Source organism: Micromonospora sp. NPDC049523 (assembly GCF_040676775.1).
GTDB lineage: Bacteria > Actinomycetota > Actinomycetes > Mycobacteriales > Micromonosporaceae > Micromonospora_G.
Genome location: NZ_JBFAPP010000038.1, coordinates 34,522 through 48,798, shown reverse-complemented (window position 1 = coordinate 48,798; position 14,277 = coordinate 34,522). Strand labels below are relative to the sequence as shown.

Annotated in this window: 11 protein-coding genes; 4 read left to right on the top strand and 7 right to left on the bottom strand. The window is 70.8% G+C overall.

Annotated elements, in window-relative coordinates; translation table 11 throughout:
* Positions 1-183 precede the first annotated feature (183 nt).
* Positions 184-834 (top strand): hypothetical protein, encoded by a 651-nt coding sequence (locus tag AB0J90_RS34120; RefSeq protein WP_363603178.1) that lies wholly within the window; start codon positions 184-186, stop codon positions 832-834.
* Between the two features lie 77 nt (positions 835-911).
* On the opposite strand, the gene valS is transcribed toward AB0J90_RS34120, so the two are convergent.
* The 5 genes from valS to AB0J90_RS34095 all read right to left on the bottom strand — a co-directional run bounded on the left by valS (position 912) and on the right by AB0J90_RS34095 (position 9,319).
* Positions 912-3,491 carry a valine--tRNA ligase gene (gene valS / locus AB0J90_RS34115; protein WP_363603176.1) on the bottom strand — a complete coding sequence of 860 codons (2,580 nt, stop codon included), beginning with the start codon at positions 3,489-3,491 and terminating at the stop codon, positions 912-914.
* A 108-nt stretch (positions 3,492-3,599) separates the two neighbouring features.
* Complete coding sequence (locus AB0J90_RS34110) at positions 3,600-5,498, bottom strand: ABC transporter ATP-binding protein (RefSeq protein ID WP_363603174.1); 1,899 nt, start codon at positions 5,496-5,498, stop codon at positions 3,600-3,602.
* Positions 5,495-7,303 (bottom strand): ABC transporter ATP-binding protein, encoded by a 1,809-nt coding sequence (locus AB0J90_RS34105; protein WP_363603172.1) that lies wholly within the window; start codon positions 7,301-7,303, stop codon positions 5,495-5,497. The genes AB0J90_RS34110 and AB0J90_RS34105 overlap by 4 nt, the downstream gene beginning before the upstream one ends.
* 37 nt (positions 7,304-7,340) lie before the next feature.
* Complete coding sequence (locus AB0J90_RS34100) at positions 7,341-7,853, bottom strand: methylated-DNA--[protein]-cysteine S-methyltransferase (protein WP_363603170.1); 513 nt, start codon at positions 7,851-7,853, stop codon at positions 7,341-7,343.
* A complete protein-coding gene (locus tag AB0J90_RS34095; protein ID WP_363603168.1) occupies positions 7,850-9,319 on the bottom strand; it encodes an AlkA N-terminal domain-containing protein in 1,470 nt (489 codons plus the stop codon). Before AB0J90_RS34095 ends, AB0J90_RS34100 begins: the two co-directional genes overlap by 4 nt.
* A 106-nt stretch (positions 9,320-9,425) precedes the next feature.
* On the opposite strand from AB0J90_RS34095, the gene ychF reads away from it, so the two are divergent.
* Positions 9,426-10,511: a redox-regulated ATPase YchF gene (ychF, locus tag AB0J90_RS34090; protein ID WP_326562619.1), complete on the top strand. Its 1,086-nt coding sequence runs from the start codon at positions 9,426-9,428 to the stop codon at positions 10,509-10,511.
* Positions 10,512-11,087: 576 nt separating this feature from the next.
* Positions 11,088-12,164, top strand: a complete 1,077-nt coding sequence (locus AB0J90_RS34085) for a peptidoglycan-binding protein (protein WP_363603165.1) — start codon at positions 11,088-11,090, stop codon at positions 12,162-12,164.
* A 21-nt stretch (positions 12,165-12,185) separates the two neighbouring features.
* Here AB0J90_RS34085 and AB0J90_RS34080 read toward each other — a convergent pair whose 3' ends face one another.
* Positions 12,186-12,551 (bottom strand): PH domain-containing protein, encoded by a 366-nt coding sequence (locus tag AB0J90_RS34080; protein ID WP_363603163.1) that lies wholly within the window; start codon positions 12,549-12,551, stop codon positions 12,186-12,188.
* Positions 12,552-12,652: 101 nt separating this feature from the next.
* Here AB0J90_RS34080 and AB0J90_RS34075 point away from each other — a divergent pair, with 101 nt between their 5' ends.
* On the top strand, positions 12,653-13,846 hold the full coding sequence (locus AB0J90_RS34075) for an FUSC family protein (RefSeq protein WP_363603161.1): 1,194 nt from the start codon (positions 12,653-12,655) through the stop codon (positions 13,844-13,846).
* A gap of 16 nt (positions 13,847-13,862) precedes the next feature.
* Here the strand turns inward: AB0J90_RS34075 and AB0J90_RS34070 are convergent, their stop codons facing one another.
* A complete protein-coding gene (locus AB0J90_RS34070; protein ID WP_363603159.1) occupies positions 13,863-14,177 on the bottom strand; it encodes a 4a-hydroxytetrahydrobiopterin dehydratase in 315 nt (104 codons plus the stop codon).
* Positions 14,178-14,277: the final 100 nt, after the last annotated feature.

Here is a 14,277-nt window from a genome sequence, read left to right as displayed (position 1 = left end):
TCCGGACGGTCACCGTGCACGTGTCCAATCTGCTGCGCAAGACCGGCTCGGCGTCGCGTACGCTCCGAAGCCTTCGGAGCGTCGCTAACTTCATGATCAACGGGTGGGTTCGGGTTAGCCCGTCTGGGGATGGTAGGGCTGGCGGGATGGTATGGGGGCGTTTGAGGGGGCAGAGTCGGCGGGGTGAGTACAGACATCCGTACCGTGGGATCGGGTCGTCCGGGAGCGGCGACGAGCTGGCTGGCGAGCGTGGCGGTGGCCGGGTTGGCCGTCGCGGCGGTCACCGTGACCGCCCAGTCGATCGACCGGTTCCACTGGTGGGCCGGGTTCATCCTGGTGCCGGGAGCGCTGATCGCGGCCAGCGGTGGCCCGCTGCTGATGCGCGGTGGGGGACGGGCCTTCGCCGGCTATCTGGTCGCCTGTATCGGCACACTGGTCTTCACCGTGGGCGCGCTACTCATGTTCGGCGCGATGGGCCAGGGCTGGCCGCTCATGATCATCCTGCCGTCGTTCGCCGTCGCCGGCACGTACGGCTGGCATCCGGTGCACCCGCTGGCCCGCGCCGCGCACCGTACGGTCGCCATGCTGGCGCTCGGCGGGGTGGCGCTCGGGGCCACCTTCCTGCTGATCCGGGCCGGTCGGGTCGACTTCGGCGGGACCGACTGGTGGGGCGGCTTCATGATGCTCGCCGGTGTGATCGTCTTCCTGAACGCGGTGGAGCTGACCCGGCACCGGATTCCGTACCGGTTGCAGGCGATCACCCTGCTGCTCGGACCGGCGGTGATCACCTTCCTGCTCGGCCTGCGCTTCCTGCGCGGCGACTGGCCGTACTGAGGCGACCTGTCCTACCGACCTCCGTCAAAGGTAAAGGGCCGCTTCCGGGAAGACCCGGAAGCGGCCCTTTACCTTTCTCAGAACGCGCAGGCGATGACCAGGTCGGGGGCGCGGTCGGGCAGGAAGTCGAGCTTGGCGATCCGGCCGGCGGCCCGCAGGTCGTCGCCGACCAGGGCCAACCGTTCCAGCAACTCGGCCGGGCCGAGCGCCTCGGCCAACGGGACGTCGGTCCGCATGGAGAGCTTGCGGTCCGACTTCGCCCGGCGGACCTGGGTCAGCGCCGCCCCGGCGAGCCGGAGCAACTCCGGGTCACCGTCCGCCGCCACCGAATCGAGCTCGTACGTCGTCGGCCACGGCGCCTGGTGCACCGAGCCGTACCGCCACCAGGACCAGACCTCCTCGGTGACGTACGGCAGGAACGGGGCGAAGAGCCGCAACTGGACCGACAGCGCGGTGGCCAGGGCAGCCCGTGCCGATTCGGCGGCCGGCCCGGACCCGTACGCCCGTTCCTTCACCAACTCGATGTAGTCGTCGCAGAACGTCCAGAAGAAGGACTCGGTGGCCTGGAGAGCGGCCGTGTGGTCGTACGCGTCGAAGGCGGTGGTGGCGGTCGCGACCACCGTGCCGAGCCCGGCCAGCATGGCCCGGTCCAGCGGCTCGGTGACCTCTGCCCGCAGCGCGTCGGCGGCGCCCAGCCCGAGCGCGAACTTGGACGCGTTGAGCAGCTTGGTGGCGAGCCGCCGGCCGACCTTGATCTGGGCCGGGTCGAACGCGAGGTCGGTGCCGGGACGACCGTTCGCCGCCCAGTACCGCACCGCGTCGGCGCCGCTCTCTTCGAGTAGCGCCATCGGGGTGACCACGTTCCCCTTGGACTTCGACATCTTCTTCCGGTCCGGGTCGAGGATCCAGCCGGAGAGCACCGCGTCCCGCCAGGGCAGCACGCCGTGCTCCAGGTGCGCGCGGACCACCGAAGAGAACAACCAGGTACGGATGATCTCCTGCCCCTGCGGTCGCAGGTCCATCGGGAAGACCCGGTCGAACAGGTCGGGATCGGTCTCCCACCCGCCGACGATCTGCGGGGTGAGCGAAGAGGTGGCCCAGGTGTCCATGACGTCCGGATCGGCGGTGAAACCGCCCGGTTTACCGCGCTGTGCCTCGTCGTAGCCGGCCGGCACGTCGCTGGATGGGTCGATAGGGAGCGCGGACTCGTCCGGCGTGAGAGGGTGGCTGTAGTCCGGCTCGCCAGCGTCGTCGAGCCGGTACCAGACCGGGATCGGCACTCCGAAGAAACGCTGCCGGCTGACCAGCCAGTCGCCGGTGAGGCCGCCCACCCAGTGCTCGTAGCGGTGCCGCATGTGCGCCGGCACCCAGTTGAGTTCGTCGCCCCGCGACAGCAGCTCGGCCCGCAGTTCAGGCTCCCTGCCCCCGTTGCGCAGGTACCACTGCCGGCTGGAGATGATCTCCAGTGGGCTCTCGCCGCGCTCGTAGAACTTCACCGGGTGGGTGATCGCCTTCGGCTCGCCGACCAGGTCACCCGAGGCGGTCAGCAGGGCGACCAGCTCCCGCCGGGCCGCGTTCACGGTCTTGCCGGCGAGCGGCTGGTAGTGCACCGGGTCGACCCCGGCCGGCGGCTCGGGCAGCAGCCGACCGGTCCGCCCGATCACCACGCGGGTCTCCAGTTGCAGGTCCCGCCACCAGGTCACGTCGGTCAGGTCGCCGAAGGTGCAGACCATCACCAGACCCGTGCCCTTGGCCGGATCGGCCAGCGAATGCGCGTGCACCGGCACCTCGACCCCGAAGACCGGTGTCCGTACGGTCCCGCCGACCAGGTGGGCGTACCGCTCGTCGTCGGGGTGGCAGACCAGTGCCACGCACGCCGGCAGCAACTCTGGTCGGGTGGTGTCGATCTCCACGTACCCGTCGGCGGGCCGCGTGCTGTCGGCCGCGACCGCGAAGCGGAGCCGGTGGTACGCACCCGACCGTTCCCGGTCCTCCAACTCCGCCTGTGCGACCGCGGTGGCGAAGCCGACGTCCCAGAGCGTCGGTGCCTCGGCCTGGTACGCCTCGCCCCGGGCCAGGTTGCGCAGGAACGCGCGCTGCGAGGTGGCCTGGGCCCGCGCACCGATCGTGGTGTACGTCAGCGACCAGTCCACCGACAGGCCGAGCCGCCGCCACAGCGCCTCGAAGACCTGCTCGTCCTCGCCGGTGAGTCGGGTGCACAACTCGACGAAGTTGCGCCGGGAGATCGGGATCGGGTTCTTCCGCGCGTCGGCGGTGATCGGTGGCTGCGGCGGCTGCCAGTCCGGGTCGTACGGCAGCGACGGCTCGCAGCGGACGCCGTACACGTTCTGCACCCGGCGTTCGGTGGGCAGGCCGTTGTCGTCCCAACCCATCGGGTAGAAGACCGTCCGGCCGCGCATCCGCTGGAACCGGGCCACCGTGTCGGTGTGGGTGTACGAGAAGACGTGACCCATGTGCAGTTCGCCGGATACGGTCGGTGGCGGGGTGTCGATGGCGTATACGCTCGTCCGCTCCTTGGAGCGGTCGAACGCGTACGTGCCCTCCTCCTGCCAACGGCGCGACCAGGTTTCCTCGAGTCCGTCCAGGGTGGGACGCTCGGGAACACCGGCGCGCTGGTTCTTCGCCGTATCCGTCATGACCCGAATGCTACCGAGCCGGCGGACCGGATCGTGGCCGCCAATACCGACATCCGGGACCGGTGCTCGATTACCGCAGGTAACCACCGCGCCGGTGGCCAAGCCGACTCAGACGAGGGAGTCCCGCCACTGGCGGTGCAGTACCGCGTACCGGCCACCGGACCTGACCAGCCCGGCAGGCGGGCCGTCCTCGACGATCCGGCCGGCGTCGAGCACCAGCACCCGGTCGGCGATCTCGACCGTGGAGAGCCGGTGCGCGATCACCAGCGCGGTACGCCCGCGCAGGATCGTCCGCAGCGCCCGCTGCACCAGCCGCTCGCTCGGTACGTCCAGCGACGAGGTCGCCTCGTCCAGGATCAGCACGGTCGGGTCGGCGAGGAAGGCACGGGCGAACGCGACGAGCTGGCGCTGGCCGGCGGAGAGGCGGCCGCCGCGTCGGTGCACGTCGGTGTCGTACCCGTCGGGCAGGGCGCTGATGAAGTCGTGCGCGCCGATCGCCCGCGCCGCCGCCTCGACCTCGGGCTGGGTGGCGCCGGGGCGGCCGAACCGGATGTTGTCGGCGATCGAACCGGCGAACAGGTGGTTCTCCTGGGTCACCATCACCACCGTCCGGCGCAGCCGGTGGTCCTCGACCTGACGCAGGTCGACCCCGTCCAGGCTGACCGTACCGCCGGTCGGGTCGTAGAAGCGGGCGACCAGCTTGGCCACCGTGGACTTGCCGGCCCCGGTCGCGCCGACCAGCGCCACGATCTGCCCGGCCGGGATCCGCAGGGTCAGTTCCGGCAGCACCGGGGTCCCGTCCCGGTAGCTGAACGTCACCCGGCGGAACTCGATCGCGCCGCCGCCGGTGGCCGGCAACGCCGCCGGGGTCTTCGGTTCGGGTACGCCCGGTTGCTCGTCGAGCACCCCGGAGAGCTTCTCCAGCGCGGCCGTGGCCGACTGGAGCGCGTTGTAGAACTGGCTCAGCTCCTGCATCGGCTCGAAGAACCGGCGCAGGTAGAGCAGGAACGCCGCCAGTACGCCGATCTCGGCGTGGCCGCCCAGCACCCGCCAGCCGCCGTACGTGAGCACCACCGCGACGGTTACGTTGCCGATCACTGTGATGCCCGGCGAGTAGGTGGCGATGAGCCGGAAGGCGCGCAGGTTCGCCCGCCGGTACTCGTCGTTGACCTCGGCGAAGATGTGCTGGTTACGAGGCTCGCGGCGGAACGCCTGCACCGCCCTGATCCCGCCCAGCGACTCCACGAAGTGCACGATCACCAGGGCGACGGCCTCCCGCGTACGGCGGTAGGCGACTCCGGACGCGCGGGCGAACCAGCGCGAGAGGATCAGCAGGAACGGGAAGGCGAGCAGGGTCACCGCCGCGAGCGGAGCGTCGAGCCAGAGCAGGATGCCGGCGACCGAGACGATGGACAACCCCGCCAGTACGAGATCGTCGATGCCGCCGTCGACCAGTTCCGCTATCGAGTCCATGTCACTGGTCAGCCGGGCGATCACCCGTCCTGAGGTGTACCGCTCGTGGAAGCCGACCGACAGGCGCAGGAAGTGGTCGTACACCCGCTGGCGCAGGTCGATCAGGACGGCCTGGCCGATCCGCGAGGAGAGGGTGAGGAAGCCGCGCTTGCCCGCGTACTCGCCGGCTGCCGCGGCGGCGAACGCGATCGCCACCACGATCAGGATCCGCGGGTCTCCCTCACGCAGCGGCCCGATGGCCCGGTCGATGCCGAGCATCACCAGGTACGGCCCGGCCATGCCGGCGGCGTTCTGCAGCAGGAGCAGCAGCACCGCCACCCCGATCAGCCGGCGGTGCGGCCGGAGCAGGGAGCCGAGTAACGCCCGGCTGCGGGACCGGAGCCGGGCGAGCGCACGCGAACCGCTCTGCTCGGCGACGGTCCGCTCGGCATCCGGGTCGGTGGCGATGCCCCGCCAATCGGTGGCTCCGTGATGCGGCGCGGGCCCGGCGGCTTCCTGCTGGTCCCGGCTGCCCTCCGGCACGGTGGCGGTCACGAGCGGATCAGGCCGGAGTCGTCGGACTCCCCGGCGGCGGAGAGGACCGCCCGGTAGTCCGGCACCGTGGCGAGCAGTTCCGAGTGGGTGCCGACGGCGACGATCCGGCCGTTGGCGAGCAACGCCACCCGGTCGGCGAGGGCGACGGTCGACGGCCGATGCACCACCAGCAGCGCGGTGGTGCCCTGCAGTATCCGGGCCAGCGCTGCCTCCACCAGCGCCTCGGTGTGTACGTCGAGCGCGGACAGTGGATCGTCGAGCACCAGTACCCCCGGTTGGCCGAGTATCGCGCGGGCCAGGGCGAGTCGCTGCCGCTGCCCGCCGGACAGGGAGAGGCCCTGCTCGCCGACCCGGGTCGCCAGGCCCCACGGCAGGTCGTACACAAAATCGGCCTGGACCACGGCGAGCGCGTCGCGGACCTCGTCGTCGGTGGCGTCGGGCCGGCCCAGGGTGAGGTTCTCCCGGACCGACATCGAGAACAGCGTCGGTTCCTCGAAGGCGACCCCGACGACCCGGCGCAGACTGGTGAGTTGGATGTCCCGGATGTCCCGCCCGTCCAGGGTGACCCGCCCCGAGCTGACGTCGTAGAGCCGCGGCACCATCGACAGCAGGGTGGTCTTGCCGCACCCGGTGGCGCCGACGATCGCCATCGTCTCGCCCGGTTCCACCTCCAGCGTGACGTCGCTGAGCACCGGGCGGGCGACGCCCGGGTAACCGAAGCCGACCCGTTCGAACCGGAGCCGGCCGCGGACCATCGGCGGGTGCAGTGCGACCGCGTGCGGGCGGTCCACGATGGTCGGTACGGTGTCGAGCACCTCGTGGATCCGGTCGGCGGCGGTGATCGCCTCCTGCCCGTTGGCGATGATCCAGCCGAGCGACTCGATCGGCCAGATCAGCATCAGTTGCAGCGTCACGAAGGCGACCAGTTCGCCGATGGTCAGCGCCTCCCGCGCCACCGCGACCGTACCGGCGACCAGCACCACCGCCAGGGTCAGGTTCGGCACCAGGTCGAACTCCGCCGAGGTACGGGCGAGCAGCCGACCCTTGCCGGTCGCGGTGTCGTGCAGCTGCCGGGCCCGTACGGCGAAGCGTTGCGCCATCACCGGCTGCCGGCCGAACGACTTGATCGTGCGTAGTCCCTGGGTCGACTCCTCGACCAGGGTGGCCAGGTCACCCTGCTCGTCCTGCATCTGCCGCGAGGCGGCCAGGTAGGAGCGGGTGAACCGGCGGCTGACCAGGAACAGTGGCACCGCGCTCGCCGCGACCAGCAGCCCGAGCGGCCAGTAGAGGTGGATCAGCAGCACCACCACGGTGAGGTAGGTGACGGTGTTGACGATCAGGAACAGCAACCCGAAGGAGAGGAACCGGCGGATCACCGAGAGGTCGGTGGTGACCCGGGAGAGCAGTTGGCCCGACTGCCAGCGGTCGTGGAAGCCGACGTGCAGTTGTTGCAGGTGGGCGTAGATGTCGTTGCGGATGGCCGATTCGATGCCGAGGGCGGTGGACGACTGCACCCACCGCCGTACGAAGATCAGTGCGGCCTCGGCCAGCCCGAACAGCAGGGCCAGGGCACCGAGCTGGAACAGGCCGTCGGAGTCGCGATGCGCGATCGGACCGTCGACGACCTCGCGGGTGACCAGCGGTACCGCGATGCTCGCCCCGGTGGCCGTGAACGCGGCGATCAGCAGCCAGCCGAGGCGTACGGCGTACGGGCGGACGTACCGCCGCAGACGCCAGAGGTTGTGCAGGAAGTGCGGACCGGTGCCCGCTCGGGAAGTGGGGTCAATGTCACTGTCCGGAGGCACTACTGAACGGTATCGGTAACTGCCGATTTGGTGGCAGTCAGCTTCCCGTCAACTGTCGCTCATGACCGAGAAGCCAGCGCTTCACCTCCAGCCCCCACCGGAACCCACCGAGGCTGCCGTCGGTGCGCAGCACCCGATGGCAGGGGACAAAAAGCGCGGCGGCGTTCCGAGCGCAGGCCGCCGCCGCGGCCCGGACCGCAAGCGGCCGGCCGGCGAGTTCGGCGAAACCGGTGTACGTCACCGGCTCACCCGGCTTGACCTCCCGCAGCGTCTGCCAGGCGTGGGCCATGAACTCGCCGCCGGTGTACTGCTCGACCGGCACCTCGTCGATCGCGGCCAGCTCACCGTCCAGATAGGACCGGGCCGCGACGGTCACCGCGCCCAGGTCGGCGCGGGCCCGGACCGGGCCGCGCAAACTCGGGTGTACGACCGCCAGCAGCGGCTCGACGTCGGCGGTGAAGCCGGCGGCGCGTACCCGCCCGTCGGGGCCGGTGAGGATGGTCAGCGGACCGGTCGGCGTGGTCAGGGTGCTGCTGTTCAGCTCGTTCATGCTGCTCTCCAGAGTCGGATCGTGGCGTAGGAGCGCCAGGGGCGCCATCGGATGGCGTGCTCGGCGAGCGCCGCCGGTGTGTCGGGCAGGCCGAGCGCGGTCGCGCCGTGGCGTACGCCGAGGTCGGTGGGGAGGAACGCGTCCGGGTCGCCGACCGCGCGCAGCAGGACGTACGCGGCGGTCCACGGACCGATGCCGGGCAACCCGGTCAGTTGGGCGGTGAGCTGTTCCCGGTCCGCGCCCGGATCGAGGTCCAAACTGCCGTCGGCGACCGCACGGGCCACCGTACGGATCGTCTCCCGCCGGGCGGCCGGCATGGCATACGCCGAGTCGGGCAGTGCCAGCAGGTCCGCCGCCGACGGGAACGCCCGCAGCAGGCGTTCGCCCGGTGCACTGGGCTCCGCCGGCTCGACCTGCTGTTCCCGGTCGGTCGGGTCGGCGTCGACCAGCCTGCCCAGTACGGTTCGGGCGCCGGCGACCGAGACCTGCTGGCCGACGATCGCCCGTACCGCCATCTCGAAGCCGTCGACCGCGCGCGGTACCCGTACCCCGGGTTCCTTCGCGACCGCGGCGGTGAGGGCGGGGTCGGCGGCCAGCGTGCCGTCCACCGCCTCCGGGTCGGCGTCCAGGTCGAGCAGCCGGCGGCAGCGGGCCACCGCGGGCGCCAGGTCGCGTACGTCGCTCAGGCGCAGGGTCGCCGCCACGTACCCGGGCAGCGGGCTCAGCGTCACCTCGCCCGGACCGTGCGGCAGCCACAGCGCCCTGGTGTACGACCCGTCGCCGACACGTTCCACCCCCGGCAGCGCCCGCAGGGCGAAGAAGTCGAGCAGCGCATCGACGTGCAACGGCGCCCGGTACGCGAGCCGCAGCGAGACCGTGCCCGCCCCGGTCCCCGACGGCCGGTGCCGGGCGGTCGCCCGCAGTTGTGACGGGACCGCCGCGTACACCTCCCGGATCGTGTCGTTGAACTGCCGTACGCTGCCGAAACCGGCGGCGAACGCGATCTCGGCCAGGCCGAGGTCGGTCGTCTCGATCAGGATCCGGGCGGTCTGCGCGCGTTGGGCGCGGGCCAGTGCCAGTGGCCCGGCGCCGACCTGGGCGGTGAGCATCCGGTGCAGGTGCCGCTCGGTGTAGCCGAGCCGGGCGGCGAGTCCGGGCACCCCGTCCCGGTCGACCACCCCGTCCGCGATCAGTCGCATCGCCCGGCCGACCACGTCGGCGCGGACGTCCCAGTCGGGTGAGCCGGGTGCCGCGTCCGGCCGGCACCGGCGGCAGGCTCGCAGCCCGCCCCGCTGAGCGGCGGCCGCCGACGGGTAGAAGTCGACGTTCTCCCGCTTGGGCGTGACGGCGGGGCAGGACGGCCGGCAGTAGATCCCGGTGGTCCGTACGCCGGTGTAGAACCAGCCGTCGAACCGCTGGTCACGGCTGTCGACCGCCCGGTAGCACCGCTCGAAGTCCAACTCCATGCAACCGATCGTGCCCCCTGGTCCGGCCTCTTGCTAGCGGGATTCGGACGTCACCGTGCGGCCGTCCCGGCGGGCGTGCCGGGACCCTTGCGTATGCTGGTCTGTCGTGGCTATCTCGCTTGGCATCGTCGGCCTGCCCAACGTCGGCAAGAGCACGCTCTTCAACGCCCTCACCAAGAACGACGTGCTGGCCGCGAACTACCCGTTCGCGACGATCGAGCCCAACACGGGCGTCGTCGGGCTGCCGGACGAGCGGCTGGACAAGCTCGCCGAGATCCACGGGTCGCAGAAGATCCTCCCCGCGCCGGTGACGTTCGTCGACATCGCCGGGCTCGTCCGTGGCGCGTCCAAGGGTCAGGGCCGGGGCAACGCGTTCCTCGCCAACATCCGCGAGGCGGCCGCGATCTGCCAGGTGGTCCGCGCCTTCTCCGATCCGAACGTGGTGCATGTCGACGGCAAGGTGTCGCCGGCCGACGACATCGAGACGATCAACACCGAGCTGATTCTCGCCGACCTGCAGACGCTCGAAAAGGCGCTGCCGCGGCTGGAGAAGGAAGCGCGGATGCGCAAGGACCGGGCGGCGGCGGTGGAGGCAGCCAAGAAGGCGTCCGAGCTGCTCAACACCGGCGTGACCCTCTACTCCGGCGCGGCCCGTGCCGGCATCGAGGTGGAGCACCTGCGCGAGCTGCACCTGCTCACCACCAAGCCCTTCCTGTACGTCTTCAACGTCGACGAGGCCGAACTCGGCAACGCCGAGTTCCTCGACGAGCTGCGCCTGCTGGTCGCACCCGCCGAGGCGGTGTTCATGGATGCCAAGGTCGAGTCGGAGCTGATCGACCTGCCGGCGGAGGAAGCCCGCGAACTGCTGGAGTCGATCGGGCAGTCGGAGCCGGGACTGGACCAGCTGATCCGGATCGGCTTCCGCACGCTCGGGCTGCAGACGTACCTGACCGCGGGGCCGAAGGAGGCGCGCGCCTGGACCATCCCGGTCGGGGCGACGGCACCCGAGGCAGCCGGGGTGATCCACACCGACTTCCAGCGTGGCTTCATCAAGGCCGAGATCGTCTCGTACGAGGATCTGGTCACCGCCGGTTCGATGGCGGCGGCGAAGGCGGCCGGCCGGGTCCGCCTGGAGGGCAAGGACTACGTCATGCAGGACGGCGACGTGGTGGAGTTCCGCTTCAACGTCTAGTGACGTCCCGGTTCAACCGCCGGTCGGGTTGCGCCCGACGCAGCTCCGGCAGCCGGGCACCAGCCTGTCCACGTCGAGTTTGGGGACCGACGGGCACGCTTCGAGGACGACCTCCGGAGCCTGCTGCATCGGGACGCGGACCACGGCACTTTCGCGCAGCGGGTGCCCGACAGCGAATTGTTCGTCTGGCGTACGACGGATCGCTAGCCCGTACGGGCGGGGTGACGGTTCCGACGCCCCCGTTAGTTGCCGGAACCGTCACCCTCGCGGCCGGTGCTGGACCCCCTCCAGCGCGACAGCCCCGGCGCCAGGAGGATGGCGCCGGCCTTGCGCCCCCCGATAGCGCTCGGTGGTGCTGGAACCAGCTTGACCAACCTGGTCGGAATCCGGAATGGGTTGACCTTGTCCCGGACACGCCGGTACGTGTCCGGCCTGGTCAGGATGGCTGCGGACGCCCTGTCCGGGACGACCGGAGGCGGCCCGCTGGCCGGGGCTCCGGCTTGCGCCGGTGCCGGGCATCGACGTGTACTGGTGCGGAAAGGTGTCTGACGGTGACCAGTACCTCGGGGGGAACGCGTGTTACACAACGGCGCCGACCGGACCGATGTCGCCTCGGTGGTCACGGCCGGCGACTACGTCGCACTGCTGCGACGCATCCGGGAAGAGTCCGGACTGACCTATCGGGAAATCGAGCGCCGCTGCGCGGCTGCCGGCCACTGGTTGCCTCGGAGCACACTGGCCAATTCGCTCGGCCGCGCCACCCTGCCTCGTGAGGATCTGGTCGTCGCACTGCTGACCGCCTGCGGCAGGACGCCGCCGGAGGTGCGGCGCTGGCTGGCGGTTCGGGAGCGGATCGCGACGGCGGAGGCGAGCCCCGCGGCAGCCAGAGACGCAAGCTCTCCGGCGCGGAGCACCGATGTCGCGCCGGCCGGCGGCCGTACCTCGGTGCCGAGCGAGCCGGAGTTGCCGGAAGCCGTCGCCGGGACCGGCGGGAGGCGCCGGTGGCAGCCGCGTGGCCGGCGGGCGGCGGTGCTCATGACGTGCGTGTTGCTCACCGCCCTGGCCGCCGTCTTCGTCGTCGCGGTCGGACCGTCCGCGAACGCCCGGCGTACGGAGACCGGGCCGTTGCTGCTGTCGAGTGCCTGTCCGGCCGCTCTGGAGATGGGGGCGAACAGTCGCTGTGCGCAGGAGTTGCAGGAGCGGTTGCAGGCCCACGGCTTCGACCTTCCGGCGGATGGCTGGTTCGGGCCGTACACCAGGACCCGGGTGATGGCGTTCCAGGTCATGTCCGGGCTGCCGTCGACCGCGATCGTGGACGAGCAGGTGAAACGCGCCCTGTACGGCGACTCGATCAATGCCGCCTCCTGGCCGAGGAGCGACATCAAACGGATTCTGCGGGAGGCCTTCCCGGAGGATTCGGCGGGGGCACTGCAGCTTGCCACCTGCCTGTCACAACTGGATCCGTACTGGATCCAGGGTGCGCCGGACGGGTCGCGGCGGTGGGGGCTCTTCCAGTTCTCCGACCGGGAACTGATTGCGCTCGGGGTCGAGCCCCGGGTGGCGCTGGACCTGCACTGGAACGTGCGGGCGGCCCGGACGGTGTGGAGCCGTACGGGGGACTTCCGTCACTGGACGTGTTCCGCCCCGATCTGAGCGACCCGCCCCGCAGAGCGCTCAGGAGATGAACTGCAGGATCACGTTGTGTACGTGGTGACTCTTCTGGTCGCCGCGGAACTCGACCTCGTAGGTGTGCGTACCGACGTGTATGGCGATCGCGCCGGTGGAGAAGAACGAGCCGCCCCAGGACTTGTTGCTCACCACGCTGACGCTGGTGATCTTGGAGTACGGGATGCTGGTGATGGCGAACTTCTTGCCGACGAACGACTTGTCCTGGATGATCACGCGGCGGTTGGTCAGGCCGATGAAGCCGGTGCCGGTGCCGATCGCGTCGTAGACCGCGATGATCTGTTCGCCGTCGAGCAGGCCGCTCTGGATCTGTTGGAACTGCTCGCGCCGGTCGTACGTGACGTTGTTTGCCATACGGCCGAGGGTAGGAGCGGCCCGCCACCCGACCCACCCCGCCGATGGTCAACACCGACGCCGGCAGTGGTTCACCTCGGCCGTAGTGGGTAAGCCGGGCCGTGATCTCGGTCCGGATCGGCTCCGTCCGCCAGCGCGCCCCCGCGCTGCCGGCCGACTCGATCACGAAGCGCATCGACGGGATCCTCAGTGCCTGGGCCGCGGCCAGCAGGACCAAACTGCGGGACCGGTTCCGGCAGCTCGAGATCAACGTGATGGTCGCGGTCCAGGCCGGTGCCGCGGCGGCGCTCTCTTGGGGGATCGCGCACGAGATCCTGAACACCCCGCAACCGGTGTTCGCCCCCGCGGCCGCGGTGGGCACGATCGCCTCGTCGGTGGGGCAGCGCCTGCCCCGGACCATCGCCTTGATCCTCGGGGTCGCCGTGGGCATCGGGTTCGGCGACCTGTTGATGCTGGTTGCCGGCAATGGTCCGTGGCAGCTGGGGGTGATCGTCGGGCTCGCCGTGATCGGGGCGCTGCTGCTCAGTGGCCGGGGTGTGCTGGTGGCACAGGCGGGCGGTACGGCGGTGCTGATCGCGGCCCTGTCCCCGGAGGTGGGCGAGCTTGAGTATCCGCGGTTCGTGGACGCCCTGATCGGTGGCGGGGTCGGCTTGGTGGTGGTCCTGCTGCTCCTGCCGCTGAATCCGCGCCGCGTGGTCCAGCGGGCGGCCAGCTATCCGATCGAGGAACTGGCCCGGCAACTGAAGGTGACCGCGCAGGCTATGGCGGCCCGTGACATCGCCCGGCTCGGCCAGGCGGTGCAGGGCCTCGGGGCGATCGAGTCCGACCTGGAGAACCTCAAGGCGGCGGTGGAGGGTGCGAAGGAGGTGGTCCAGCTCTCGCCCGCCCGCTGGCACCGGCGCCAGACACTGGCGCTGTTCGCCCAGGGGGCCGAGCACATGGACCACGCGGTGTGGAGCAGTCGTGGCCTGGCCCGGCGCGCGGTCGGCTTGATCGAGGACGACGAGCCGCTGCCGGGGTGCCTGCCGACCGCGGTGGACCGGCTATCCGAAGGGGTGCTTCTGCTGCACGACGAGTTCCGCCACGGCAGGGTGCCCGAGGAGGCGCGCAGACGGGTGCTCCGGGCGGTCCACGAGGCCCAACTCGGTTACCACGAGGGGGTCGGCCTGTCGGGCGCGGCGGTCGTGGCGCAGGTCAGGTCCGCGGCGACCGACCTGTTGCGGGCGACCGGGGTCGACAGCGACGATGCCAACCGGCTGATCCACGAGGCGGCCGAGACGGCCGGCGCGTCGTGAGGAGACGCCGCGCTGATCAGTCGCTGCTGGTCACGCTGCGGTAGACGTCCTCGATCCGGGCGGCGAGGGTGACCACGTTCTCGGTGATCGTGTCCTCGTCGGGCGCACCGATCTTGATCTGGGTGTGGCCGTCGAGCCGGCGGAGTTCCGGACGGATGTGTACGGCGTCTGCCACGATCTTGATACGTTCGGTCAGCGCCGCGTGCTGGGTATCGTCGAGAATGAGGGTGCGCTTCAGCTGGCGCCCCTCGCGAAGCCAGCCGGGCAGTAGGGTGAGCGCGTCTGTCAGGTAGTCACGCTGGGATCGGTTGCGCCAGAGCGCACGCTTCACGATGCCTCCCAAGCGTCGTTGCCGGCTTGTGGCCAAATCGTCGCTATCCCGTGTCCTAGTCGGTGCCCCCTAGTCTGTCGCCGGCCGGCTGGTGTGTCCA